General features: G+C 46.4%; 24 protein-coding genes. 15 read left to right on the forward strand and 9 right to left on the reverse strand.

Features of this window, described 5'->3' with window-relative positions:
• Positions 1-4 precede the first annotated feature (4 nt).
• From H1A11_RS02595 to H1A11_RS02610, 4 genes are all read left to right on the forward strand, one after another.
• Positions 5-1,477 (forward strand): ATP-binding cassette domain-containing protein, encoded by a 1,473-nt coding sequence (locus H1A11_RS02595; RefSeq protein WP_181758069.1) that lies wholly within the window; start codon positions 5-7, stop codon positions 1,475-1,477.
• Positions 1,478-1,579: 102 nt separating this feature from the next.
• Positions 1,580-2,236, forward strand: a complete 657-nt coding sequence (gene fsa / locus H1A11_RS02600; protein ID WP_005826385.1) for a fructose-6-phosphate aldolase — start codon at positions 1,580-1,582, stop codon at positions 2,234-2,236.
• A 115-nt stretch (positions 2,237-2,351) separates the two neighbouring features.
• Entirely contained in the window at positions 2,352-4,250 is a 1,899-nt protein-coding gene (locus H1A11_RS02605; protein ID WP_181757671.1) for an LTA synthase family protein, read from the forward strand.
• Between the two features lie 47 nt (positions 4,251-4,297).
• Entirely contained in the window at positions 4,298-4,984 is a 687-nt protein-coding gene (locus H1A11_RS02610) for a phosphatase PAP2 family protein (protein WP_117866962.1), read from the forward strand.
• Here H1A11_RS02610 and H1A11_RS02615 read toward each other — a convergent pair.
• Together H1A11_RS02615 and H1A11_RS02620 are read right to left on the reverse strand one after the other, a co-directional pair.
• Positions 4,975-7,512 (reverse strand): carboxypeptidase-like regulatory domain-containing protein, encoded by a 2,538-nt coding sequence (locus tag H1A11_RS02615; protein WP_181757672.1) that lies wholly within the window; start codon positions 7,510-7,512, stop codon positions 4,975-4,977. The two genes, H1A11_RS02610 and H1A11_RS02615, sit on opposite strands and share 10 nt — an antisense overlap.
• Positions 7,513-7,729: 217 nt before the next feature.
• Complete coding sequence (locus H1A11_RS02620; RefSeq protein ID WP_181757673.1) at positions 7,730-8,593, reverse strand: GLPGLI family protein; 864 nt, start codon at positions 8,591-8,593, stop codon at positions 7,730-7,732.
• 215 nt (positions 8,594-8,808) lie between these two features.
• Here H1A11_RS02620 and H1A11_RS02625 point away from each other — a divergent pair, with 215 nt between their 5' ends.
• From H1A11_RS02625 to H1A11_RS02635, 3 genes are read left to right on the forward strand one after another with little or no spacing between them, the layout of a single operon-like run.
• Positions 8,809-10,344 (forward strand): sensor histidine kinase KdpD, encoded by a 1,536-nt coding sequence (locus tag H1A11_RS02625; RefSeq protein ID WP_016273208.1) that lies wholly within the window; start codon positions 8,809-8,811, stop codon positions 10,342-10,344.
• A gap of 45 nt (positions 10,345-10,389) precedes the next feature.
• Positions 10,390-11,073, forward strand: a complete 684-nt coding sequence (locus tag H1A11_RS02630) for a response regulator transcription factor (protein WP_181757674.1) — start codon at positions 10,390-10,392, stop codon at positions 11,071-11,073.
• A gap of 58 nt (positions 11,074-11,131) precedes the next feature.
• Positions 11,132-12,301, forward strand: a complete 1,170-nt coding sequence (locus H1A11_RS02635; RefSeq protein WP_016273209.1) for a mechanosensitive ion channel family protein — start codon at positions 11,132-11,134, stop codon at positions 12,299-12,301.
• Here the strand turns inward: H1A11_RS02635 and H1A11_RS02640 are convergent.
• Entirely contained in the window at positions 12,298-13,356 is a 1,059-nt protein-coding gene (locus H1A11_RS02640; RefSeq protein WP_181757675.1) for an endonuclease/exonuclease/phosphatase family protein, read from the reverse strand. The two genes, H1A11_RS02635 and H1A11_RS02640, sit on opposite strands and share 4 nt — an antisense overlap.
• A gap of 39 nt (positions 13,357-13,395) precedes the next feature.
• Positions 13,396-14,853 carry an aminoacyl-histidine dipeptidase gene (locus H1A11_RS02645; protein ID WP_138344776.1) on the reverse strand — a complete coding sequence of 486 codons (1,458 nt, stop codon included), beginning with the start codon at positions 14,851-14,853 and terminating at the stop codon, positions 13,396-13,398.
• Positions 14,854-15,091: 238 nt separating this feature from the next.
• Here H1A11_RS02645 and H1A11_RS02650 point away from each other — a divergent pair, with 238 nt between their 5' ends.
• Positions 15,092-15,325 (forward strand): hypothetical protein, encoded by a 234-nt coding sequence (locus H1A11_RS02650; protein WP_005835814.1) that lies wholly within the window; start codon positions 15,092-15,094, stop codon positions 15,323-15,325.
• Positions 15,326-15,350: 25 nt separating this feature from the next.
• Positions 15,351-15,953 carry an OmpH family outer membrane protein gene (locus H1A11_RS02655; protein ID WP_131225953.1) on the forward strand — a complete coding sequence of 201 codons (603 nt, stop codon included), beginning with the start codon at positions 15,351-15,353 and terminating at the stop codon, positions 15,951-15,953.
• Positions 15,954-16,029: 76 nt separating this feature from the next.
• Here the strand turns inward: H1A11_RS02655 and H1A11_RS02660 are convergent, their stop codons facing one another.
• From H1A11_RS02660 to H1A11_RS02675, 4 genes are all read right to left on the reverse strand, one after another.
• Positions 16,030-16,800: a copper homeostasis protein CutC gene (locus H1A11_RS02660; RefSeq protein WP_138344778.1), complete on the reverse strand. Its 771-nt coding sequence runs from the start codon at positions 16,798-16,800 to the stop codon at positions 16,030-16,032.
• Between the two features lie 85 nt (positions 16,801-16,885).
• The gene (rny, locus tag H1A11_RS02665) at positions 16,886-18,424 is read right to left on the reverse strand and encodes a ribonuclease Y (protein WP_005835816.1); all 1,539 of its coding nucleotides are present in this window, start codon (positions 18,422-18,424) and stop codon (positions 16,886-16,888) included.
• 125 nt (positions 18,425-18,549) lie between these two features.
• Positions 18,550-18,840, reverse strand: coding sequence for a cell division protein ZapA (locus H1A11_RS02670; protein WP_117600675.1), 291 nt, complete (start codon positions 18,838-18,840; stop codon positions 18,550-18,552).
• Positions 18,841-18,854: 14 nt separating this feature from the next.
• On the reverse strand, positions 18,855-19,169 hold the full coding sequence (locus H1A11_RS02675; protein WP_005835817.1) for a hypothetical protein: 315 nt from the start codon (positions 19,167-19,169) through the stop codon (positions 18,855-18,857).
• Positions 19,170-19,698: 529 nt separating this feature from the next.
• On the opposite strand from H1A11_RS02675, the gene H1A11_RS02680 reads away from it, so the two are divergent.
• The 4 genes from H1A11_RS02680 to H1A11_RS02695 all read left to right on the forward strand — a co-directional run bounded on the left by H1A11_RS02680 (position 19,699) and on the right by H1A11_RS02695 (position 21,714).
• A complete protein-coding gene (locus tag H1A11_RS02680) occupies positions 19,699-20,073 on the forward strand; it encodes a DUF2141 domain-containing protein (protein WP_034525507.1) in 375 nt (124 codons plus the stop codon).
• A gap of 12 nt (positions 20,074-20,085) precedes the next feature.
• Positions 20,086-20,670: a hypothetical protein gene (locus tag H1A11_RS02685; protein WP_005826414.1), complete on the forward strand. Its 585-nt coding sequence runs from the start codon at positions 20,086-20,088 to the stop codon at positions 20,668-20,670.
• Between the two features lie 16 nt (positions 20,671-20,686).
• The gene (locus tag H1A11_RS02690) at positions 20,687-20,977 is read left to right on the forward strand and encodes a transcriptional regulator (protein WP_005826416.1); all 291 of its coding nucleotides are present in this window, start codon (positions 20,687-20,689) and stop codon (positions 20,975-20,977) included.
• 158 nt (positions 20,978-21,135) lie between these two features.
• On the forward strand, positions 21,136-21,714 hold the full coding sequence (locus tag H1A11_RS02695; protein ID WP_119961603.1) for a nucleosidase: 579 nt from the start codon (positions 21,136-21,138) through the stop codon (positions 21,712-21,714).
• A 109-nt stretch (positions 21,715-21,823) separates the two neighbouring features.
• Here the strand turns inward: H1A11_RS02695 and H1A11_RS02700 are convergent, their stop codons facing one another.
• Complete coding sequence (locus tag H1A11_RS02700) at positions 21,824-22,183, reverse strand: YbaN family protein (protein ID WP_005835834.1); 360 nt, start codon at positions 22,181-22,183, stop codon at positions 21,824-21,826.
• Between the two features lie 35 nt (positions 22,184-22,218).
• Between H1A11_RS02700 and H1A11_RS02705 the strand changes: the two genes are divergently transcribed.
• Together H1A11_RS02705 and H1A11_RS02710 are read left to right on the forward strand one after the other, a co-directional pair.
• The gene (locus H1A11_RS02705) at positions 22,219-23,091 is read left to right on the forward strand and encodes a pyridoxamine kinase (RefSeq protein ID WP_005826422.1); all 873 of its coding nucleotides are present in this window, start codon (positions 22,219-22,221) and stop codon (positions 23,089-23,091) included.
• A 15-nt stretch (positions 23,092-23,106) separates the two neighbouring features.
• Complete coding sequence (locus H1A11_RS02710; protein WP_119961602.1) at positions 23,107-23,940, forward strand: phosphodiester glycosidase family protein; 834 nt, start codon at positions 23,107-23,109, stop codon at positions 23,938-23,940.
• Positions 23,941-24,022 lie beyond the last annotated feature (82 nt).

Genomic DNA, 24,022 nt, shown 5'->3' on the forward strand with positions numbered 1-24,022 from the left:
GATGATGCAGCAACATACAATACACATAGCGGGGGGCGTAGTACGCAACCCGCTTGTTCGTTTGACAGAGCCTGTCACTCTTGATTTCCTGGCAGGAGAACACATTGCCATTGTAGGACCGAACGGAGCCGGAAAGAGCCTCCTGGTGGATATGCTGACGGGAAAGTATCCTTTGCGTGATGGTGAGCTTACCTATGATTTCTCTCCCTCCCTCACGAAAACTGCCTATGACAATATCAAATACATTGCCTTCCGTGATACTTACGGTTCTGCCGATGCCAATTATTACTATCAACAGCGTTGGAATGCCCACGACCAAGAGGATGCTCCGCTAGTACGCGAAGTGCTGGGAGAGGTAAAAGACGATGCCTTGAGACGGCAGCTATTTGAACTTTTCAGCATAGAGCCGATGCTTGACAAGAAAATCATTCTTCTCAGCAGTGGGGAGCTGCGCAAGTTTCAGTTGACTAAAGCTTTGCTGACTGCTCCCCGAATTCTTATCATGGACAATCCTTTCATAGGGCTGGATGCGCCTACCCGTGAACTGCTTTTTAATTTGCTGGAGCGGCTTACTCGGTTAGGCAAGTTGCAAATTGTTCTTGTGCTTTCTATGTTGGATGACATACCTTCATTTGTTACACACGTTGTGCCGGTAGAGGACATGAAGGTGGGCGAGAAGATGGAACGTGAGGAGTATGTGCAGGCATTCCGTGTGGGCAATCAGATGCGTATTCAAGAAGAGGCCGGATCGTTGGAGGAATTGCAGCGGCGTATTCTCGATTTGCCCTACGAACATGCGAATTTCACTTCGGACGAAGTGGTGAAATTGAACGGGGTTAGCATCCGTTACGATGACCGTACAATTCTGAAGGAGCTGGATTGGGCAGTGATGCGTGGTGAGAAGTGGGCGCTGAGTGGCGAGAACGGTGCCGGCAAGTCTACCTTGCTTAGTTTGGTTTGTGCGGATAATCCGCAGTCATACGCCTGCGATATCAGTCTTTTCGGACGGAAGCGCGGAACGGGGGAGAGTATTTGGGAAATCAAGAAACACATCGGTTATGTCAGTCCGGAAATGCATCGTGCTTATCTGAAGAATCTGCCTGCTATAGAGATTGTCGCTTCCGGTCTGCACGACAGCATCGGATTGTATAAGCGTCCTCATACCGAACAGATGTCGGTATGCGAGTGGTGGATGGATATTTTCGGTATTGCAGCCTTGAAAGACAAGCCTTTTCTGCAACTCTCCAGTGGAGAACAGCGTCTGGCATTATTGGCTCGTGCTTTTGTCAAGGACCCGGAACTGCTGATATTGGATGAACCGCTTCATGGACTCGATACATACAACCGCCGTCGGGTCAAGAAGATTATAGAGGCATTCTGCCATCGTCGGGATAAAACGATGATTATGGTAACCCACTATGAGAATGAATTGCCGCAAACAATTACAAACCGTTTATTCTTGAAGCGAAACCGCTGACCGGATAATATTGCGTCAGGGAAAGATAATAAAGGACTGGCGGGAACCATTTATGGTGTAAATTCGTATATTTGTAATATCAACCATCTAAACATTTATATCATGAAGTTTTTTATTGATACGGCAAATTTGGAACAGATTCGGGAGGCCTATGACTTGGGCGTACTCGACGGAGTTACCACTAATCCTTCGCTTATGGCAAAAGAAGGTATCAAAGGAGTGGAGAACCAGCGTAAGCACTATGTGGACATCTGTAATATTGTGCAAGGCGATGTGAGTGCCGAGGTGATAGCCACCGACTATGAAGGTATGATTAAAGAGGGTGAAGAACTGGCAGCCTTGAATCCGCATATCGTAGTGAAAGTGCCTTGCATTGCAGAAGGTATCAAGGCCGTTAAATACTTCTCGGGCAAAGGTATCCGTACAAATTGTACTCTGGTATTTTCTGTAGGTCAGGCATTGCTGGCAGCCAAAGCAGGTGCAACGTATGTTTCCCCGTTTGTAGGGCGTCTCGATGACATCTGTGAGGATGGCATTGCATTGGTTGCCAAGATTGTAGAGATGTACCGTTATTATGGATATACCACCCAGGTACTTGCCGCCTCTATCCGTCATACGGCACATATCATGCAGTGTATAGAGGTGGGTGCTGATGTGGCTACTTGTCCGCTTTCAGCCATCAAGGGCTTGCTCAATCATCCGTTGACCGATTCCGGTCTGAAGAAGTTCCTTGAAGATTACAAACGCGTGAACGGATAAACTTAAAATATCCTATAAGCCTATCTTTCAATGTAATTATTGACTAATATTGGTGAGAAATCGAATAAAAAGATTTATTTTTGCGCCTTATATTTAGATATACAATAAGGCACCGATGAAAGATAGGCTCATAGGATTTATTAAGACATACTGCTTGTTTGTCTGCATTTTTGTGTTGCAGAAACCACTATTTATGCTGTTTTACGAATCGCTGTACCCGGATGCCTCGTGTGCGGACTGGTTCAGTGTCATGTGGCATGGGTTACCTTTAGACCTATCTCTGGCTGGTTATCTGACAGCTATTCCCGGTTTCCTTTTCATTGCTTCGGTATGGACACTTTCCAAATCCCTTCATCGCATCTGGTGCGGCTACTTCCTCTTCATTTCTGTTCTTCTATCCATTATTTTTACTGTAGATTTAGGATTATACGAGTATTGGGGATTTCGTTTGGATGCCACACCGTTGTTCTATTTCTTTTCTTCTCCTAAAGATGCAGTGGCCAGCGTCAGTATCTGGATGGTGCTGGGGGGAATTGTTGCAATGGCTGTTTATGCTGTCGTGCTGTATGTTGTTTTCTACAGCATCTTGTTGCAGAAGAAACTGTTGCTGCAGATGAAACTGCCTTATCGTCGCCTGAAGGTGTCAGGTATATTGTTGCTGATGACGGGGCTGCTGTTTATTCCTATCCGTGGAGGCTTTACAGTATCTACCATGAATGTGGGGAAAGTCTATTTCAGTGCCGAGCAGCGTCTGAATCATGCAGCTATCAACCCTGCATTCAGTCTGATGGAATCTCTTGCCAAGCAGAAGGACTTTAGCAAGCAATACCGTTTTATGGAAGCTGCGGAGGCCGACCGGCTTTTTAAAGACATGCTTGAACCCGCAGTTGCCGGTGGTCAAACGGAAGAGACGGATTCTGTGCGGCAATCTGCCGATTCGCTGCATACTTTATTCAATACTCAGCGTCCCGATGTACTCTTTGTGATTCTTGAGAGTTTTTCCTCTAGGTTGATGACAGCTTTGGGAGGTGAGCCGAATATTGCCATTCATCTGGATAGCTTGAGTAAGGAAGGGGTGCTCTTTACGAACTTCTACGCCAACAGTTTTCGTACGGACCGTGGACTGGTGGCTATCTTGAGTGGCTATCCTGCCCAGCCCACTACGAGTATTATGAAGTATCCCCGTAAAACGCAGTCCATTCCTGCCATTGCAGGCAGCTTGCGGAAGGCGGGTTATGGTACCAAGTATTATTATGGCGGTGATGCCGACTTTACCAATATGCGTTCCTACCTGATGTCATCGGGCTTTGAAGATATTGTTTCCGACCAGGACTTTCCCGTAACGGAACGTTTAAGTAAGTGGGGGGCGCACGACCATCTCGTATTCAACCGTCTGCTGGAAGACTTGAAAACCGAAGCTGCCGAAGGAACTGCAGAAGAGAAAACTCCTCATTTCCGTGTCTTGCAGACCTCCAGCAGCCACGAGCCTTTTGAAGTACCTTTCCGTCGTCTGGAGAATGACCGGCTGAACGCCTTTGCCTATACGGATAGTTGTGCAGGCGATTTTGTAAGACAGTTCCGTGAGCTCCCCCAGTGGAAGAATACGGTGATTGTGTTTGTTCCAGACCATTTGGGAGCTTATCCCGAACATATCGACAATTTGTCGGTAGAACGCTACCGGATACCTCTGTTGATGGTGGGCGGTGCCGTCCGAGAGCCGAGGCGCATTGACGTCTATGGCTCGCAACATGACATTGCAGCCACGTTGCTGGCCCAATTGGCGCTGCCCCATGAAGAGTTTGTCTTCAGTAAAGATATGCTTAATCCCGCTTCCCCTCATTTCGCGTTCTTTACCGTACCCGATGCTTTCGGTATGGTGACAGCAGACAACCAGGTGATATTCAATTGCCAGGCAGGTGCTGTGGTAGTGGATGAGGGCACGGCAAAGGGAAAGAACTTGCCGTTGGGCAAAGCCTATCTGCAGAAATTGTATGACGATATAGCAAAAAGATAAAGGAAGATAATTAAAGTATAAGAGTATAAAGTATAAGAGTATAAAGTATGACAGCACTTATGGATGTCTTGCAAGGGGCGATAGATATAGACACAAACATATTCCTTTTCATCAATGGGATGCACAACACCTTTTTCGATTACTTTATGAGTGCCTACAGCGGTAAGTGGGTCTGGGTGCCGATGTATGCTGCCATTTGGTATGTGATGCTGCGCAACTTCCATTGGAAAGTGACTTTGTTCTGCATGGTCGGTCTGGCACTCGTAATTACCATTGCCGACCAGACGGGGGCAACATTGATACGCCCGTATGTGGAACGCCTTCGTCCCGCCAATCTGGAAAATCCCATATCCGATATGGTGCATATCGTAAACGGACATCGAGGAGGGCGTTATGGATTCCCCTCCTGTCATGCTGCCAATACTTTTGGCCTGGCATTCTTTGTCTGGTTTCTTTTCCGTAAACGATGGCTCACTGTGTTTATGATGGGATGGGCGTTGCTGACCTGCTATTCACGTATCTACTTGGGAGTGCATTATCCGGGCGATCTCATCGCGGGAACATTGGTTGGATTGATTGCCGCATACATTGTATATCGCCTTTTCTTGAAAGTCAGCGGGTATAAGACCATGAAGAAAGTCCCCCATATTTATGCTCCCATATTGGTGGGCGGATTGACGATAGTTGGGATATTGATATATTCCACGGTGATGATATTGCAGGCTCAGAACTGATGATTTATCGTCACCATTGCTTCCCTCGGACGTATATTTAGTCGTGAAGTGTAGCTTTGCGTGGTGGAATACGTTGTGTAAGCATACTCTTTTTTGTTGAACAGGTTGTTGAGGCTTGCTTCCAATCTCCATTTTTTTCTTTTATAGATAAGGGATGCATCTGCGAACACGGTGTTGAGATGTGCGTCCCCTCCTAAGTCATTCCGGTAATGCTCGCCGGATAGCCGTAGGTCTACCTGCCCGATACTGAATGTGAGATGTAGCCGTTGTACGAAGTCCAGTAACGGGGTGAGACGGGTATCACTTCCTATCTTACTGCCGCCATAGCCTAATGTGGCATGATATTCCGCTTCAAAAACATCTGCGGGAGACCAGATTATTTTAGGCTCTGCTTTCAGATAATCATAACGATAGGTCTGCAGAAGACTTTGCCGGTTACCCTCGCTGTCAGCCAGGCGGGTAAGCTGTTCGCCACTGCTGCGACTGAGTAGTAGGGTGAGTGAGGTTTTCAAATGCCAGTCGTATATACCTTTGGACAAAGTACTGCTGAGATTCCAGCTATCGTTATGGTTCGGTAGTTCACGACGAGTGTAGACAATGGCATTTTCGGAAACACTCTGTTCGAAAAGAGTATTCCGGTTGCTGCGGCTGTAGGTTAGTGCGGCAGTGATGAAAAATTCCTGTACAGTGTTTTTGTACTCTCCGTAGAGATTGTAGGTTTGCGTGAGGCTGGTAGGGAAAAGTCCGTTGCCGTCTCGCCAGGTGCGGTAATCAGTTTGGTAGAGTCCCGGATACAAGTCGGAGAAGTCTCCTGCCGAGCGTTTCAGACTGCCATAAAGGGAGAACGTCCAATGATAATCCAGTTTATAGCGCAAATACATGGACGGATTGAAGAACAGGAACGAACGCTGTTGTGAGAAATACCGATCTGCTTTCAGAGGAAGCGAAAGTGTAGCCAGCCATTTTCCACGTTCCAGCTGGAAGTAGGGGGTAATATACAATGACAGATGCGAAGCATTGAAATCATTGGGCTGTCTTGTCGGAGTATATTTCAGGGTAGCCCGTTCTCCTTGTATTCCTGCCTTATATTGTTGGGTAAATCCATCATACTTTCGTAGATATGCGGCACTGTTATCTGTGTAGAAGTTGTGCTGGTTGAATTTACTTTTTCCTTCTTCGAGTAGTAAGGATGCAGGCTGGTAAGCATACTGTGTCGTCGAACGAAATTCCCAGGTTCCGCTTTCCCGGTTTCGGATAAGATTGAAGTAGTTTCCGGCACTTAGCTGTGACGTTTGCAGAGTTTGTCCCAGTTCCTCCGAACGTCCGCGATTTATTTCTCCGTCTACGGTGAAGCGGTTGGATATATAATTCCGGCTGCTGTTATCTTCATAACGCAGTTCCAGATTAGCGATGTCACTTCTCAGACGATAATGGTAGGTTTCGTCTATTTGTATGGTATCTGTCGGTTGATAATAGATTTGGGTATTTCCCCGTTGCTGTCGGATTAGCTCATGAGTATATCCGGCTTGCAGGCGTAAGCTGCAGTCATCATTCCATTTGTACATACGGTTGCCGTTCAGGGTGTGGGTTTCATTGAATAATAAGCGATTCTTGTCTAATGGTGCGCTGATGCCCGGCTGGGAGAGAAAACCGGAAAGCGGAACTTGTTGCTGGCCATTTCCGGTCAGTTTGGTTTGCTCGTTGCTGAGGTCCTTGCCATTGTTATTCGTCTTGTAATTATAGACACTCTGTTTTCCTTTACCCAGTTGAAGGGCATTCAGTCTGCCTTCCCACAGGATTTTGTTGTTCTCACTCCATCCGGTTCCCAGAGTACCGTTTGCTATCCATTGATCGCGTGCTTTCGGGTCGAGTTTCAGGTTCAATGCCACCTCATCGGAATTGATTTTTCCTTTCAAGGCCTTTACTGACTGATAGTTCTCCATGATTTCCGCACTCTTTACGGCTTTGGCGCTCAGATTGTTGTTGATTTGGTTATAACGTCCGCCTGTCACGTCCATTCCTTCCACAAAGTAGTGGTCGATGGCTTTCCCTTTATACTTAACCTGTCCGTTTTCATCTACATCCACGCCCGGAAGTTTCTTCAATACATCCTTTATGTGCACATCTTTAGATGAAGCAAACTGTGCCAAGTCATATCTCACCGTATCTTTTCGGGTATTGATACGTCCGGGACGTATTTGTACTTCTTTTAATACGATGGCTTCCGGTTGTAGGCTGAGATTCAGGATTCCTGCCGCATTGATATTCCGCATTTCTCTCTTATAGCCTAACAAAGAAATATTGAGTTGCAGCATTCCGCTATGCTTCCACGGCAAAGAAAATTGTCCTTTGGCATCGGTCAATGCATAGTCTATCGTTGTGTGTCCGCGTAATACACTAATCATTACAGCTTCCAGCGGTTGATTGGTTTCTGCATCTGTTATCTTGCCGCTCAACGTCTGGGCGTAGGTAGGTGACAAGAAACTAAAGAGAAACAGGAAAAATAGAATGATAGTTTTTTTATTCATACACTGCAATAATTGATTGTTTGGCAATTGAAGTTTGTTGAAATTTTTATACGATTATGGTGATTTCGTAATTTATTGATTATCAATGCGTAAAAAGAGGATGTTTAAGTATACGACTGAATGGCATTCACTATACGACTGAATAGGGTTCAGTATACGACTGAAATGCATTCAGTATGCGATAGATTTCACGAATGCTTACGGGTGTGGAGAAATATTATCGTTCCAGTGGATTATAAGGAATGTTTTTCGGGTTCTTGGTTGCATTGCCGTGTTCATCACTAACCTTAACGGTGACGTTCGGCATGCTTCCGGTGATAAATCCTACCGGATCGGCATAATAACGTTCGTGCACTTTGTTGTATGCTTTGCGGTTCATCGGTTCGTGCTTCTTTCCGTCGAAAAGTATCGGCCGATATGTGTGGCATTGCTCTACACCTGTGGCAGTGAATGAATAATGCCCTTCACTGTCTTCAGCTTTCAGTATCAGTCCGGGCAGTCCGCAAAGCTTCCATGGACCTTCGCTTATGGGTATTTCTGCAGTAAACCATGCCGTCCATGTACGGCCTTTTAATTGACATTCGGCTTTGCTGCAAAGGTAGGAGAGGACACTATCGTTTTCTGCCAGTATCTTCCACTGCGGACGTTCATCCGTTTCTTCGCAACGCAGGCGGGATATGCCTGCCACTTCATCGAGAGTCGTTACTTTTCCGGCAGGATAACCTCTGAAGGTTCGTTCGCTCAGTTTGCTTGTTCCGTATTGTTTCAGATGTTCATTAATCGTTTCCTGCGAGGCTTTATTGGCGAAGTCTACTGCCAGTACAGAGTCGCAAACATACTTGGTGTAACTGTAGAACTTAGAGAGATTTTTACCGACTTCCAGCATCATGGTTTCTTCCGTAACATTTTCCGGCTTTTCCGTATTACTGATACAGCGCGTTTCATATTGCACAAGGATTTGTGCTTCACCGATGGTATCATTCTGTATTTTCGTTCCATCAGAAACGATGATTTGTGCCTTCGCTTGTGATGCGAACAATATAGCGAGACACAGATTGAGGAAAATAATTCTTGCACTCATAGTTTTTACATTTTTAGAGGTTTTACATATTGCTTCCAGCGATTATTGTACTGCAAAACTATGCGGATTTTGCTTCAGAAGAGGCTGAAAGTTATTACTGAAATATTACTTAATGCATAATATCTGCCTCGCACGTACCTATATTTGCAAGCTAACTTCTACCTTTGTCGGTACTAAATGAAAGTCTTTCTAAGTGAGACTAAAAAAGAACAATTATGGAACAACGGATTAAGATCGTTTGGATATTCTCCATCGCATCGATACTGCTTATTACCTGCGGACAGGTCTACTGGTTGCGTAATCAGTATCAGTATATGAATGATGAACAAATCAATGGTATTTATGATTGCATCTTGCAGACCACCCAACAGTATGACTCTATCCGTACTCCCCAACCCAAAAAGGTGCTTAGCAATACCAATATGTTCTTCTATCACTTGAGCAAATCCATTGATTTGGAAAAGCGGACCACTATCGACGAATTAATTTTGGGTGTTCTGAAAGGGCGGGACTTGGAGAGCTTGGGCCAAAAGAATATAGAAACTCTCAAAATAGAGCAGCAGGACTCTGCCAGTACAGATGATAAAGAGAGAGAAGCAAAGCGTAGGAAATGGGCATTGGCGTTAGACACCCTTTTGCCGGAAGAGCGGCTCATTGCGAAGGATTCATTCAAAATCAATATGTCCGATAAAGATGCTCCTAATTTGAACTCTATTATTAATCTTTATCGTTTGGAGTTGGATGTGCCTTTTGCGTTGCAGCAATTTGATTCCTTGCTTGCCATACGTTTGGACGAACAAACGTTTACTACGCATCTGGTGGTTTCCGAAGATTCCATTTACCAGTGGAATGCGGAACTGAAACGGCAAGGTACATTGTTCAATCCATATATAGAAGTAATGTATCCTTATAATCCCCTGAAACGCCAGTTTGTGCTTGTTTCCGTGAAGGTTTCACCTCATGTGGTACTTGTGCGTATGGGTTGGCAGTTAGTGGGCAGTACATGTCTGATATTTCTGCTGGGGCTTTGTCTGCTGTTTCAGATAAAAACCATCTTGAAGCAACGGCGGATAGACGAACTGCGAAAAAGCTTTGTAAACACTATGATACATGAACTGAAACGTCCCGTCCAGGCTCTGAAAATGTGTATAGCCTTTCTCAATGACAAGTCTATGCGAACAGATGAGAAAGCGATGGATGAAGTGATTCACGATTCCATGTCCGAGCTGGATAACTTGTCGGCCTATCTTTCAAAACTACGTGATATGACGCGTGCCGATGATGAACACACGCAGCTTTCCGTCCGTACATTTGATATAAAGACGAGTTTGGAAAAGCTTGTCCGGCTTTACCATGTTCCTGAGGGTAAGGATGTTGCTATTGAAACCCATTTCAGTTCGGAGACTCTGGTAACGGCAGACCCGGTGCATGTTTCTAATATTATCAGTAATTTGATAGAGAACGCCGTAAAGTATTCGGGCAAGTCTGTGCATATTGTTGTAGATTGCCTTTTGCAGGATCACCAATTGACGATACGGGTGTCTGATGATGGCATCGGCATTCCGGTTTCCGAACAGAACCGTGTATTCGATAAGTTCTATCGGGGCAGTAATCTTCCAGACCGTTCATTGCCCGGCATTGGTCTGGGGTTGAGCTATGTAAAGTTGCTGGTAGAGGCGCATCATGGAAGCATTTCTTTAAATAGTCAGGCAGGCAAGGGAACAATGATTGAAATTAATATTCCCCAATAAGTCCGTGCTAACCCGCATAATCCCTACTCTAAAATAACCAATGATATGAAAGCCTTGAAAATACTTTTTGCCGATGATGATTTGAAATATTCAATGCTGCTGAAGCGCTTTCTTGAGAAGGAAGGCTATGAAGTGACTTATGCCGGAAACGGGAAAATTGCTCTGGAACAATTTCCGCTCATAAAGCCTGATTTGGTATTGCTCGATATCAATATGCCCGGTTACAATGGCTTTGAAGTGGCTGAACGCATCCGCGAGACGGATAAACACGTCCTGATCTTTTTCCTTTCCGACCGTAGCGATAAGGCCGACCGCCTGCAAGGATTCCAACTGAAGGCGAACGATTATCTTGCCAAACCTTTCTATCCGGAAGAGCTGACAGCGCGTATCCGCGAGCGTTTCACTTCGCAGTTGTCCGGCGTGGCGGAGGATGAGATGTATGCTTTCGGCCATTCCGTGTTCAATTACAGTACGAACGAGATTCGTACGGGAAATAGTAAGGTGCTGATTACTTCCCGTCAAGCCGATATCCTTCGCTTGCTGGCGCTGAATGTGAATAAGACTGTCAGTCGCGATACGTTGCTGGATGCTGTGTGGGGCACTGCCTCGTATGCCAACTCCCTTGCCTTGAATGTACAGATGTCCTATCTGCGGCGGTCGCTAAAAAACGACCCGAGCGTGAAGATTGAGTCGTTGATGAAAAAAGGGTATATGCTTGCCGTTCTCTGAAAACATCTTTATCTTTGGATTGTTATACAAACAAGACACTTCAAAAAAAAGAGAGCTTATGATGAGTTTAGGAGGATGGATGAATAAAGTCCTGATAGGTTGGGGGATAGACCCGAAGTTTGCCGATATGTTTGACGAGACGATTATTGCACTGCTGATGGTGGGGCTTTCGATAGGGCTGGACTATTTGTGCCAGGCAATCTTCGTTGGCGGTATGAAGCATTATACCCGGCGCTCTCCCCATCAATGGAATACGTTGCTGATGAAACGCAGGGTGATACACCATTTGATACATATTCTGCCCGGAATCCTCATTTACTACCTGCTGCCCATGGCCTTTGTGCGTGGAAAGGAGATGCTTGAGTTCTCACAAAAGGTGTGTGCTGTCTATATCATTGTGGCGGTGCTGCTTACTATCAATGGCTTGTTGCTGGTGATGCTCGATGTTTATAACATGAAGGACAAGCAGAAGAACCGTCCGCTGAAAGGCTTTGTGCAGGTATTGCAAGTGCTACTGTTTTTTATCGGAGGTATCATAGTGGTTTCAGTGCTGATAGGCAAGTCTCCTATGACCTTGTTTGCCGGTCTGGGCGCATCTGCGGCTGTACTGATGCTGGTATTTAAGGACAGCATTCTGGGGTTTGTGGCCGGCGTGCAGCTCTCTGCCAACGACATGTTGCGGATAGGGGACTGGATAGCGCTGCCGGGTGGCGTTGCCAATGGAGTTGTAGAGGAGATTACGCTGAACACGGTCAAGATACGCAACTGGGATGAAACCATCTCGACCGTACCGCCGTATACCCTGGTGAACAACTCCTTCCAGAACTGGCGCGGCATGCAGGAAAGTGGCGGGCGACGGGTAAACAAGAATATCTTTCTGGATATGACTACCCTGAAGTTCTGCACTCCGGAAATGCTGGATAATATCCGCAAGGAAGTCCCCTTGATGGCCGACTATCAGCCAGCAGAAGGAGAGGTGCCAACCAATGCGCAGCTCTATCGTATCTACATCGAACGCTATTTGTGCAGCCTGCCGGTGGTGAACCAGGAGATGGACTTGATTATCAGCCAGAAGGAACCCACGACGTATGGGGTACCCATCCAGGTATATTTCTTCTCTCGCAACAAGGTATGGAAAGAGTACGAGCGCATTCAGTCCGACATCTTCGACCACTTGCTAGTGATGGTACAGAAGTTTGACTTGAAACTGTATCAGTATTCCGACTAATATATCAACCGGAACTCCGCATATACAGGCAAGTGGTCGCTGTATCCTCCTTGATACTTCATCCCGTAGTAGGTGCGGAAGGGTTGCTGCCCTCCGTATTTCTTGTCTCTTGTCAGTAGGAAGGGCAGGCAGAATACGTCTGTCTTCGCTTCCTCTGTATATAGCGGTGCGTGTTCTTGCAGCAACGTACCTGATACGATGATGTGGTCTAGTAATCCCCATTCTCCTTGATACTTGTAGCTGCCGAAGTGCTTGCGTGTTTTGGCTTTTCCTGCCAGTAGATGGTAAAGTTTTTGTGGACGCAGAGAGTCTTGCAATGTTGACGGTGCTGCTGCCTCCAACACCTCCTTTACCGATTTATTCTCCGGATAATCGTTGAAATCCCCTAAAAGGACAATTTGCGGATGCCGGCGTATCGCGTATAGGCTGTCTATGGCATGCTTCACCTTTCGGGCAGCCAGTAGCCGGTAAGGTTCAGACTCTCTTGCCCCTCCCGAACGGGATGGGAAGTGAGCTACCAGTACATCAAGCGTATCCCGGTTCAGCAACAATCCGCTGACGTGAAGAATGTCCCGTGTGGGACGGCTATTCTTCCGGGGCTTGTCTACGGGGAGGCTCTGATAGGAAAGCAGTTTGAAAAGATTACGTTGATACAACAGCGCTACGTCGATGCCGCGTTCGTCGGGAGATTGTGTCATCACATACCGGTAGTCTGCTTCGCGCAAGGCAGAGTAGCGGGTAAGGTCGCGCATCACACTGTCATTCTCCACCTCACACAAGGCAACAAGGGCGGGCGGCGTCCATCCTCCGGTGGCGATGATGACGCGGGCTATATTATCCAGTTTCTTTCTGTATTTAGAGTAATTCCAATGCCGGGTGGCATCCGGCAGGAACTCGTAGTCATTCTTTAGTGTGTCATGTCGGGAGTCGAATAGGTTTTCTACATTGTAGCTTACTATCCGAAACGTGAGGGTATCTCTTCCTTCTTGCCCGTACAGACTGATGTACGGGCAGAGAAGGAAGAGTATAACTCCTATCTTATGGATAACGTTCATACAAACGATTCCCGTTCCCCTTTAAGGAACGCGGGATATTTATTTCACCGGAATGTGCTTCAGTATATCCAGCAGATGGTCCCAGAACTTCTGTACGGTAGGAATCAGCATCCGTTCGTCGGGAGAGTGCACACCCTGCAGGGTAGGTCCGAAGGAAATCATGTCCAATGCCGGGTATTTGTCAAGGAACAGTCCGCATTCCAGACCTGCATGGATAGCTTTTACCTTGGCATCTACACCGAACAAACGTTTGTAGGACTCAACAGCCACTTCCAGGATTTCTGAATGCGGGTTGGGCTTCCAGCCCGGATATCCGTCGCCGAACGATACGGCTGCTCCACCCATTTCGAATACAGTACGCACCATATTGGCAATGTCTTGTTTGGAGGAGGCGGTAGAGCTGCGCTGGCTGGTCTCGATGCGGATGATATGACCGGGCTTCATCTTTACGGAGGCCAGATTGGTGGAGGTTTCCACCAGCCCCGGAATGTCTTGGCTCATGGCATACACACCGTGGGGTGCGGCATAGATGGTTTGCAGCAAGCGCTTGGCGGTATCTTTGTCAATGGCTTTGGGACGGGCTGCTTCCGATTCGAGTACGAATTGGAGGTCCGGGTCAACGACGGCATATTCTGCCTCCACTTCGGCGGCAAAGACATTCAAGTCTGTGCGCAGGGCATGCTTGTCGGCATCGGGTATGGCAATTACCGCGTGTGCTTCGCGGGCAATGGCGTTGCGCAGGTTACCACCGTCTATTTCGCAAAGGTACATGTCGTACTTCTGGGATGCCTGGCTCAGGAAGCGGTTCAGCAGTTTGTTGGCATTGCCGCGCCCCAGGTGTATGTCGCCGCCGGAGTGTCCGCCTTTCAGCCCCTTTACCTGCACTTTGCAGCAGAAATACCCTGTCGGTACGTCCACTTCCCGGTAGGTGAATTCGGCAACGGAATCTATACCTCCTGCACAGCCGATGAAGAGCTCGCCTTCATCCTCGGAATCGAGGTTCAACAGAATGTCTCCGTTCATGAAGCCTTCTTTCAGGGCGAAGGCACCGGTCAGTCCGGTCTCCTCGTCTACGGTGAAGAGGCATTCGATAGGACCGTGCTCGATGCTGTCGTCGGCAAGGATAGCCAGTTCGGTGGCTACACCGATGCCGTTGTCGGCTCCCAAGGTTGTACCTTTGGCTTTCAGCCATTCACCGTCAATTTCGGTTTCGATAGGGTCGGTCAGGAAGTCGTGCTTCACGTCGTTGTTCTTTTCACATACCATGTCGATGTGCGATTGAAGTACGACAGTCTTGCGGTTTTCCATACCCGGAGTAGCGGGTTTCTTTATCAGAACGTTTCCGGCTTCGTCCACCTTCGTTTCCAACTTATGTTTTTCTCCGAATGCTTTTAAGTAAGCAATGATTTTCTCTTCCTTCTTCGAAGGGCGCGGCACTTGGCAGATTTCCTCAAAATAGTGAAATACACCAGCCGGTTTCAAGTCTTTTTTTTCCATAATTATCTGAATTAGCGGCTGCCTTACATGTGTTTATGCAGCCTTCATTATCAATTGTCAAATATCAATTCTCCATTAAATTAACCACTTATTGCTAAATATGGTTAAATTGATTGACTATTTTATTCCCCTTTCTCTTTTTTTAGAGTAAAAAAGGCGAGTTAGTCCAACCAAAGCCCTATATTTGCACCCACAAAAATAGTAAAAACACTATTTTCATGTAACAAAATTAATGGAAATGCTTGATACAATATTGATAACTCTGTTAATAGTTGCTATTTGCATTGTTTTATTGGGTGTGAAGGTCTTTTTTGTGAAAGGCGGGAGATTCCCTAACGGGCATGTCAGTGGCAATAAGGCAATGCGCGATAGAGGTATCGGTTGCGTGCAGTCGCAGGATAGGGAAGCGCAACGCAAGTCCCGTTTTTCCATTGATGAATTGGAAAAAGCCTTAAACGATAGTATGAACTAATTTTAAAAAACAATATTTATCAATTATGAAGAGATTAAACTACCTCATGAACGGTCTGGCAGCTCTCGCACTGATCGTTTTATTTGCTCAATGTGCCGGCAATACTGATAAACAGACAACAAACGCTCCTGCACAAACCGGCGGATTATCGGAAATGAAAATTGCTTATGTTGAAATAGATACGCTTTTGGCAAAATACAACTATTGCATAGACTTGAATGAGGCTATGGTGAAGAAGGGCGAGAATGTCCGTCTGACATTGAACCAGAAAGCCAGCGAACTGGAGAAGCAGAAGCAGGAATTCCAGACAAAGTATCAGAACAACGCTTATCTTTCTCAGGAGAGAGCGCAGCAGGAATACAACCGCATTGCAAAGTTGGAGCAGGATTTGCAGAACCTGAGCAACAAGCTGCAGTCTGAGCTGATGAGTGAGAATGAAAAGAACAGCCTGCAACTGCGTGATTCTATCAATGCTTTCCTGAAGGAGTACAATAAGACAAAAGGTTACAGCATGATTATCAGCAATACGGGTTTTGACAACCTGCTCTATGCAGACAGTGTCTACAACATCACCCGTGAGATTCTGGATGGTCTGAATGCAAGATACTCTTCTCCGGTGAAGAAATAATATTTATCCTATGATATAAAAAAGGATGTGCTGAAAAGTACATCCTTTTTTTATAGGCCTCTCTCCCGACCCCTCTCTACGGGGGAGGGGCTAGGGGAGAGGCTTTTAATGCTCCGATTGTACGCTTTACCCGCTCCGCAGTAGTGATGGTGTGTGTGTATTCATCAATATGCACCGTTCCTCCCATAGAGACGGCGGAATTATGATAGAGCATGGAACTTTCGATATTTTCCCTGGCGGAGAAATGAAACTCGCGGATACCGGTTTCTCGGGCAATGTGGGCTATGTTGGTTTCATTCACCCCACAGCCTGCCAATAGGATGATTCGGTCTGATGCTTGTTGTTGGAGTTCTTTCAGAAGGGGAATGCCTCGCTCTGCTGTAGGTTGCTGTCCGGAAGTTAGGATGCGGTTGCATCCTAATTCGATAATATCTTCTATCGCTTTTCGTGGATTTCTGCATACATCGAAAGCACGGTGGAAGGTGACGGACATCCCTTGTGAGGCTTCCATAAGCTGCTCCATCAATGGAATGTCTACATCTCCCTCTGCCGTCAAGCAACCGAACACGACTCCGTCAGCGCCTAGACGGCGGGCATTCTCTATGTCTTTCAGCATGATGCGCTGTTCGGTGGAGGAATAAAGAAAATCTCCTCCGCGGGGACGGACAATGATATGCAATTTGGTCTGTTGCAATGCTTCCCGTGCGATGAGGATATCACCGTATGAGGGGGTTGTCCCCCCCTCGGGGATGCCTACGCACAGTTCCACCCGGTCTGCTCCGCCGGCTTGTGCGGCAATACAACTCTCTACGGAGTTGGCGCAAACTTCAAACTGATAATCTTTCATTTTGTAAAGTCATGGTTGTGGTGCAAAAATAAGAAAAGGGTGAATACGAATTCACCCTTTTCTGCATTTATTTTCTTTTCTGATGTTACTTTGCGTAGCTCACTGCACGTGTCTCACGGATAACGGTAATCTTCACCTGACCCGGATAAGTCATTTCGTCCTGAATCTTCTTGGCGATTTCACCGGAAAGGTTCTCCGTCTGCTTGTCGTCAATCTTGTCTGCACCGACAATGACACGCAGCTCACGGCCTGCCTGGATGGCATATGTCTTTGTCACTCCCGGATAGGACATTGCCAGTTGCTCAAGGTCATTCAAGCGCTTGATGTATGCTTCTACAATTTCGCGGCGTGCTCCCGGGCGTGCTCCTGAAATGGCATCGCATACTTGTACGATGGGGGCCAGCAGGCTGGTCATTTCCACTTCGTCGTGGTGGGCACCGATGGCGTTGCAGATGTCTGGCTTTTCCTTGAACTTTTCCGCCAGTTTCATACCATAGAGTGCATGCGGCAATTCCGGTTCCTCATCAGGCACCTTACCTATATCATGCAGCAGTCCGGCACGTTTTGCTTTCTTCGGGTTGAGTCCCAGTTCTGATGCCATCACAGCGCAAAGATTGGCTGTCTCGCGTGCATGCTGCAAAAGGTTCTGGCCGTATGAAGAACGGTATTTCATCTTACCGATAATGCGGATAAGTTCCGGATGCAGGCCGTGGATGCCCAGGTCGATAGTAGTACGTTTACCGGTTTCGATGATTTCCTCTTCTACCTGCTTGCGTACTTTGGCAACTACCTCTTCGATACGTGCCGGGTGGATACGTCCGTCTGTTACCAACTGGTGCAATGCCAGACGTGCAATCTCACGGCGAACCGGGTCGAAAGCTGACAATACGATAGCTTCCGGAGTATCGTCTACCACAATTTCCACACCGGTGGCAGCTTCCAGGGCGCGGATGTTGCGGCCTTCGCGACCGATGATACGTCCCTTGATTTCATCTGATTCGATGTGGAATACGGTTACTGAGTTTTCAATGGCTGTTTCCGTAGCCACACGTTGGATGCTCTGTATCACGATGCGCTTGGCCTCTTTGCTTGCCGTCAGCTTGGCGTCGTCCATGATGTCGTTGATGTAGGACTGGGCTTGCGTTTTGGCTTCTTCCTTCAGGGATTCCACCATGCGCTCTTTGGCTTCTTCGGCAGAAAGTCCGGAAATGGCTTCCAGCTTTTCTATTTCCTGGCGCTGCATGTGCTCCAGTTCTTCTTTCTTCTTGTCTACGATGGACAGTTGGGCTTCCAGATTTTCTTTCACGGCTTCTGCTTCCATCTTCTTGCGCTGGATTTCTTCCTGGCGCTGGTTCAGTACCAATTCACGTTGTTTCAGCTTGTTTTCTGCCTGCTGTATCTTTTGGTTACGTTGGGCCACTTCTTTTTCCAAGTCTGCCTTCTTGTTCAGGAATTTTTCCTTTACTTCCAGCAACTTATTCTTCTTAATCACTTCCGCTTCCGCTTCCGCATCTCTCAGGATACCGTCGTATTTGTTTTTCAGCCCGTGCTTGAAGAACAAGTACGAGGCAAACCCTCCGACAATGAAGCAGGCAATGGATAATACTATTGTAACTACTGTCATTTTATTAATTTGTTTTTAGTATATAAATAAAAAAGCACTGCATAAAAGCTTGCTTTGATGAAGGGCAAACTTTTGTACAGTGCGCGAATTTCTCTCTTTTACCGACCCGACGGAGGGATTGCAGCTTATTGTTCCTTGAAATAGGTCTCCAATACCTCTGTCAGTTCCTTTATTTTGCTGGTATAGGGTTCAGTATCATTACGGTCCTTCAACTGAAGGTTTTCTAAAGCGAACTGATAAGCCACCATGGCTATAATTCTCTCTAGAGACACATTCAGATAATGCTCCCGATACGCATTGAGCCTGATATCTACCTGCTTGGCGGCTTCTCTTACCATTTCCTCGTCCTCACGGTTGATTGTGAGAGGGTAGGAGGCTCCTGCCATCTGCAGGTTTATCTTTATCTTATCGTTCATACATCCTCTTCTCTTTATTCATTCAACAAAGCGATGCATTTATCGACTTCACGCACTAATTTGGACAATCGCAGTTTCGTCTCTTTCACGTCGCTGCCGTTAAGGCTGATTGTCGTAGCTGTTTTTAGGTTCGTGTAGTTAAGTTCCAGTTCCCGGTATTCAGCTTGTACCTTCCCGTATTCCTCCTCTTTGGCTTCAAGAAGTTGCTTTAGCTCAGCATTTTCGCGTTTTAATTCATCGTGCAGATAGATTAAATGCCGCAGTCTGGCTTCAAAGGTACTTAATAGCTTCTTTTCTTCGTCTGTCATCACTACACCAAAATTGTACACAAAAATACAATTTACTTGGAGATTACAAAAACTTTTCGGGGAAAATATGCTGTAGAAGTGCCGAAATAACCGAAGTGGCCTATGAAGTACTGGTTTTGAGGGATTGAAAAAGGGTGGTGGAGGCTGGCTTTTCAAGAGATGTGGATAGGTATGGAACAATTTGCTTTTTAGAAGGATTTTATTTCTTGCTTTTCGAAAGCTTAGTATCTCCGTTACTAAATAGTAATCGTCCGACGCTTGTTTAATTATCGTCCAACAACTGTCGGACGATAATTAAACAGATGTTGGGCGATAATTGAACGGTTGTTGGACGATTACTGTTTAGTAAGGCCGAAATTACTTTTTGCTGTTTTAGGCACTACTCTTTAGGTGCGGTTGGAATAGTATGTAGTAAAGGAAGGAGGAGATGTTAAGAAATAAATAAAATAATTTATATAATAATTTGGTTTATAAAATAAACCTTCTATCTTTGTATCGGAGTTCGAACCCGAAATGTGATTTTGGTATGTATAACTTAAGGAGAATGATTATGAAAACGATTGTTTGTAGAAGTATGGCGGCAGCTCTTCTTTGTGTATTTGCATTGGGGGTGTCTGCGCAAGATGTTCTGAAAGTGAAGGTGATGAACATACCTTCTGCTGTGGGAAAGATAATGATTGCCACTGACAAGGGGCAGTATGGTATGGTAGATGCCAAGGGCACGGAGGCGGTACTGGAACTGAAAGATGTGACAGTGGGTAAATATAAGCTTTATGTCTATCATGATGAAAACAACAATTATCAGTTGGATAGGGAAGACGGAATTCCATCTGAGTATTGCGCGATAGCGGATGTGGAGGTGAGCGCCGACACGAAGCAGGTGGAGATAGCACTTAAGCGGGTATTAAAAGGAAGCAACAAATAAGGCGGCAGGAAAATGGAAGAAAGAAAATTGAATGAGAAAGAGAGTTTAGAACTCATCACTCGGATGATACAGAACACGAAGGACAGAATGGCGGAAAATTCAGGGACACCTTTTTTGCTGTGGGGATATGTAACGGTAATTATCTCGTTGCTGGTTTGGTTTCTATTGAAGGAAACGGGCAATAACAATTGGCAATTCCTATGGTTCCTGCTTCCAGTCATAGCCTTTCCTGCTACGTTGTGGAGTCAGCGGAAGGCTCGGAAAATGTTGAAGACCTACATAGACCGTGTTGTGGATTATGTGTGGACGGTATTTGGACTGGGCGCTTTCTTGGTATCGTGTACCGCCATATTTGTATGGAAGATTCCTATTCTGTTTGTCATTTTGCTGATGATGGGGATGGGAACTGCCCTGACGGGACTGATTGTGAACACGAAAGTGGTTACGATAGGGGGAGTGCTGGGAGCCTTGCTCTCGTTGGGATGTTTCTATATGCCCGGCATAGACCAGATACTGTTTTTTGCATTGGCGTTCGTCTTTATGATGGTGATTCCCGGACATTACATGAACAGTGTGGCGAAGCGTCACAAACAATAAAAGAAGAGGATGATATATGTTTAAAGAACTGAACCCTTTGCTCCATAGCGAACTGCGGCTTGCGGTGATGTCGTTGCTTATTAGTGTCGAGGAGGCGGACTTTGTCTATATCCGCCAGCAGACCAAAGCTACGGCAGGAAACCTGAGCGTGCAGATAGACAAACTCAGCAAGGCGGGATATGTGGAGGTGACAAAGACTTTTAAAGGAAAGATGCCTTGTACGATTTGTAAGATCACTCCGCAAGGAGTAGACGCATTTGAGGAATATGTAGAGTCATTGAAATCTTATCTGGCAGGGAGGTTGTGAGTGTGGGTGACTTTACATTTATGGGGCAAAGATGGAAATCTTCTGAAAAAGGTTTCTATCTTTGCCTTTTTCATGAGAAGGAGGAGGGTGTGTCATCAACCGTTTTGCCACCCTCATGCCGGACAAAATTTAAACAGACTCTAAAAAGATAGAATGATATGAGAATTTTAGTCACTTATGCCGTACAAGGCGAATTTACGGAATTGAAATTTCCCGGACTGATAGGGGAGGAAGAGGTGCAGATAGGCTATCTCCGTACCGGTGTGGGAAAGGTGAAATCGGCTTTTTATCTTTCTGAAGCGATAAGCCATGCGCAACCGGACTTGGTGGTCAATGTAGGTACGGCAGGGACTATCCGTCATCGGGTAGGAGATATTTTCGTATGCCGTTATTTTGTGGACCGTGATATGCAGAAGCTGGTGGAGCTTGGTATGGAGTATGAGATTGATTCAATGGATTTGTTGTCCCAAAAAGGATATTGTTTACACTGGCCGGCAGGCGGTGTATGCAATACGGGGGATACTTTCTTGACAGAACTCTCGGATGTGTCCGGTGATGTTGTGGATATGGAAGCCTATGCCCAGGCTTTGGTATGCCGTGCCAAGAATGTTCCTTTCATTTCGGTGAAGTACGTGACGGATATTATCGGACAGAACTCCGTGAAACATTGGGAAGACAAGCTTGCCGATGCTCGGAAGGGGTTGGGAGAATTCTTCGAAAAATTGGGAGGAGTTTGATTAATGTGCTAATATGCCAATGTGCTAATTGGCTGCGCTATGTGTATATTAGACTCTCACACCGCAGGTCATTGGCACATTAGCACATTAACCACATTAGCACATTCATTTATCTCAACGTCTTGAATGACAGTATATGCCAAGTCACCCCCACAGCGACAAGGAACAATACTGTCTTTATTTCTGTTAGTGGAATCAGGAAGAAGATGCAGTAAACCATTGTTCCCCACATCAGCAGTAGGGAGATGATTTTGGCACGTAGTGGGATGGCTTTGTTCTCGCGGAAGCTGCGGATGTAGGGACCGAGGCATTTGTGGTTCAGCAACCATTGGTACAGTCTGGGTGAGCCTCTGAAGTAGAGTGCTGCCGTGAGCAGCAGGAAAGGCGTAGTGGGCAGCAACGGCAGGAAGATGCCGATGATGCCGAGTGTCAAAGAAACTGTTCCCAAAATGATGCAGACGGTTTTCATGCGGCAAATGTAGGAAAAATAATAATATAGATAATATGTATGCGAATAAAGTAAAGAAGGTTGTTGCCGTCCACGACTTGTCGGGAGTCGGACGGGTGTCTCTGACGGTGGTCATTCCCATCCTTTCGTCTATGGGTTTCCAGGTGTGTCCGTTGCCTACAGCCGTATTGTCGAGCCATACCCAGTATCCGGAGTTCTCTTTTCTGGACTTGACGGATGAAATGCCGAAGATTATTTCCGAGTGGAAGAAGCTGGAAGTACAGTTTGATGCCTTTTATACCGGCTATCTGGGTTCTCCGCGGCAGATACATATTGTTTCTGACTTTATTGATGACTTCCGCCGACCGGACGGTCTGGTTGTGGTAGACCCGGTGTTGGGCGATAACGGACGGCTTTATGCGAACTTCCACGAGTCCATGATTGATGAAATGAAACATCTCATCACCAAGGCCGATGTCGTTACTCCCAATTTGACGGAGCTGTTCTATCTGCTGGGTATTCCTTATAAGGAGATGAATACGGATGAGGAATTGAAGTCATACCTTCGCCAGCTTTCCGATTGTGGTCCCGAAGTGGTGATTATTACCAGTGTGCCCGTACGGGATGATAAGCATAAGACGTCCGTGTATGCCTATAACCGGAACGGTAACCGCTACTGGAAGGTTACGTGTCCTTACCTGCCGGCCCATTATCCCGGAACGGGGGATACGTTTACCAGTGTCATCACCGGGGCACTGTTGCAAGGTGACAGTTTGCCCATTGCCCTGGACCGTGCCACGCAGTTCATTCTGCAAGGTATCCGTGCTACTTTCGGATACGAGTACGACAACCGTGAAGGTATACAGCTTGAAAAGGTGTTGCATAATCTCGACATGCCGATTCAAATCTGTAGCTATGAATTAATTTAAACCAATCCCATCTATATGAAAAAGAAAATATTCCTGGCAGTGTTTCTCTGTTGCGGCATGTTTGCAGCAATGGCGCAGACTGCTGCCGACTCTCTTGCCATCGTTTCTGCCGATTGGCAGACTGAGCCCCTGCAGAAAGGGATGCTTTATAAAAAGGCAGTATTCAGTTCTTTGTATGGAGTTCCTCAGGAAGTGTCTATTTTTGAAATATCCCCGAAGCTCTACCGTTTCGATGTGCTCGTCCACAATCCCAAGGAGGAGACCAGTATAGCCGCCCGGCATGCAGGTGCGGTGGCGGCCATCAATGGCTCCTATTTTGATATGAAAGCCGGAAATTCCGTCTGCTATCTGCGTAAGGACGGGGTGGTGATAGATACTACCTCTACTGGGGTTCTGGCAACAGTGTCCAATGGAGCTGTACTTATAAAGAAGGGCAGGCTGGAACTGATTCCCTGGAGCAAGCAGGAAGAAAAGGCATGTACTTTGAAAAAAGGCACTGTGCTGGCTTCCGGTCCTTTGATGCTGAAGGACGGGCAAGTGTGCGACTTGTCCGGGACTAACCGGAATTTTGTAGATACCAAGCATCCCCGCAGTGCTGTGGCGCTGACAAGAGAAGGAAAAATCCTGCTTATTGTCGTTGACGGACGTCGGAAGGGAAAAGCGGAAGGCATCAATATACCCGAGCTTGCCCATATGATTCGTGTATTGGGTGGGGAGGATGCGTTGAATCTGGACGGTGGCGGTTCTTCTACGCTGTGGAGTGGGGAGTTGCCGGATAAGGGAATAGCCAATACCCCGAGTGGCAGCGCAGAGCGTAAGGTTGCCAATTCTCTTTGTGTGTACGAATAAGTTAGGGAAGTAAATGGATAAATCTTAAGTTTTTTGTAATTTTGCCGTCGCATCGAGGTGACATTAGATGCGGCAACTTATT

This window comes from Bacteroides sp. CACC 737 (genome assembly GCF_013874375.1).
Classification (GTDB): Bacteria; Bacteroidota; Bacteroidia; order Bacteroidales; family Bacteroidaceae; genus Bacteroides; species Bacteroides uniformis.

What these genes read in the sequence shown, in the direction of transcription:
- H1A11_RS02615 (WP_181757672.1), bottom strand. Translation starts at nt 7,512, where the DNA reads ATGAATAAAAAAACTATCATTCTATTTTTCCTGTTTCTCTTTAGTTTC.
- rny (WP_005835816.1), bottom strand. Translation starts at nt 18,424, where the DNA reads ATGACAGTAGTTACAATAGTATTATCCATTGCCTGCTTCATTGTCGGA.
- H1A11_RS02685 (WP_005826414.1), top strand. Translation starts at nt 20,086, where the DNA reads ATGGAAGAAAGAAAATTGAATGAGAAAGAGAGTTTAGAACTCATCACT.
- H1A11_RS02605 (WP_181757671.1), top strand. Translation starts at nt 2,352, where the DNA reads ATGAAAGATAGGCTCATAGGATTTATTAAGACATACTGCTTGTTTGTC.
- H1A11_RS02630 (WP_181757674.1), top strand. Translation starts at nt 10,390, where the DNA reads ATGAAAGCCTTGAAAATACTTTTTGCCGATGATGATTTGAAATATTCA.
- H1A11_RS02645 (WP_138344776.1), bottom strand. Translation starts at nt 14,853, where the DNA reads ATGGAAAAAAAAGACTTGAAACCGGCTGGTGTATTTCACTATTTTGAG.
- H1A11_RS02595 (WP_181758069.1), top strand. Translation starts at nt 5, where the DNA reads ATGCAGCAACATACAATACACATAGCGGGGGGCGTAGTACGCAACCCG.
- H1A11_RS02625 (WP_016273208.1), top strand. Translation starts at nt 8,809, where the DNA reads ATGGAACAACGGATTAAGATCGTTTGGATATTCTCCATCGCATCGATA.
- H1A11_RS02650 (WP_005835814.1), top strand. Translation starts at nt 15,092, where the DNA reads ATGCTTGATACAATATTGATAACTCTGTTAATAGTTGCTATTTGCATT.
- H1A11_RS02705 (WP_005826422.1), top strand. Translation starts at nt 22,219, where the DNA reads ATGTATGCGAATAAAGTAAAGAAGGTTGTTGCCGTCCACGACTTGTCG.
- H1A11_RS02655 (WP_131225953.1), top strand. Translation starts at nt 15,351, where the DNA reads ATGAAGAGATTAAACTACCTCATGAACGGTCTGGCAGCTCTCGCACTG.
- H1A11_RS02690 (WP_005826416.1), top strand. Translation starts at nt 20,687, where the DNA reads ATGTTTAAAGAACTGAACCCTTTGCTCCATAGCGAACTGCGGCTTGCG.
- H1A11_RS02620 (WP_181757673.1), bottom strand. Translation starts at nt 8,593, where the DNA reads ATGAGTGCAAGAATTATTTTCCTCAATCTGTGTCTCGCTATATTGTTC.
- H1A11_RS02670 (WP_117600675.1), bottom strand. Translation starts at nt 18,840, where the DNA reads ATGAACGATAAGATAAAGATAAACCTGCAGATGGCAGGAGCCTCCTAC.
- H1A11_RS02710 (WP_119961602.1), top strand. Translation starts at nt 23,107, where the DNA reads ATGAAAAAGAAAATATTCCTGGCAGTGTTTCTCTGTTGCGGCATGTTT.
- H1A11_RS02660 (WP_138344778.1), bottom strand. Translation starts at nt 16,800, where the DNA reads ATGAAAGATTATCAGTTTGAAGTTTGCGCCAACTCCGTAGAGAGTTGT.
- fsa (WP_005826385.1), top strand. Translation starts at nt 1,580, where the DNA reads ATGAAGTTTTTTATTGATACGGCAAATTTGGAACAGATTCGGGAGGCC.
- H1A11_RS02635 (WP_016273209.1), top strand. Translation starts at nt 11,132, where the DNA reads ATGATGAGTTTAGGAGGATGGATGAATAAAGTCCTGATAGGTTGGGGG.
- H1A11_RS02700 (WP_005835834.1), bottom strand. Translation starts at nt 22,183, where the DNA reads ATGAAAACCGTCTGCATCATTTTGGGAACAGTTTCTTTGACACTCGGC.
- H1A11_RS02680 (WP_034525507.1), top strand. Translation starts at nt 19,699, where the DNA reads ATGAAAACGATTGTTTGTAGAAGTATGGCGGCAGCTCTTCTTTGTGTA.
- H1A11_RS02640 (WP_181757675.1), bottom strand. Translation starts at nt 13,356, where the DNA reads ATGAACGTTATCCATAAGATAGGAGTTATACTCTTCCTTCTCTGCCCG.
- H1A11_RS02695 (WP_119961603.1), top strand. Translation starts at nt 21,136, where the DNA reads ATGAGAATTTTAGTCACTTATGCCGTACAAGGCGAATTTACGGAATTG.
- H1A11_RS02610 (WP_117866962.1), top strand. Translation starts at nt 4,298, where the DNA reads ATGACAGCACTTATGGATGTCTTGCAAGGGGCGATAGATATAGACACA.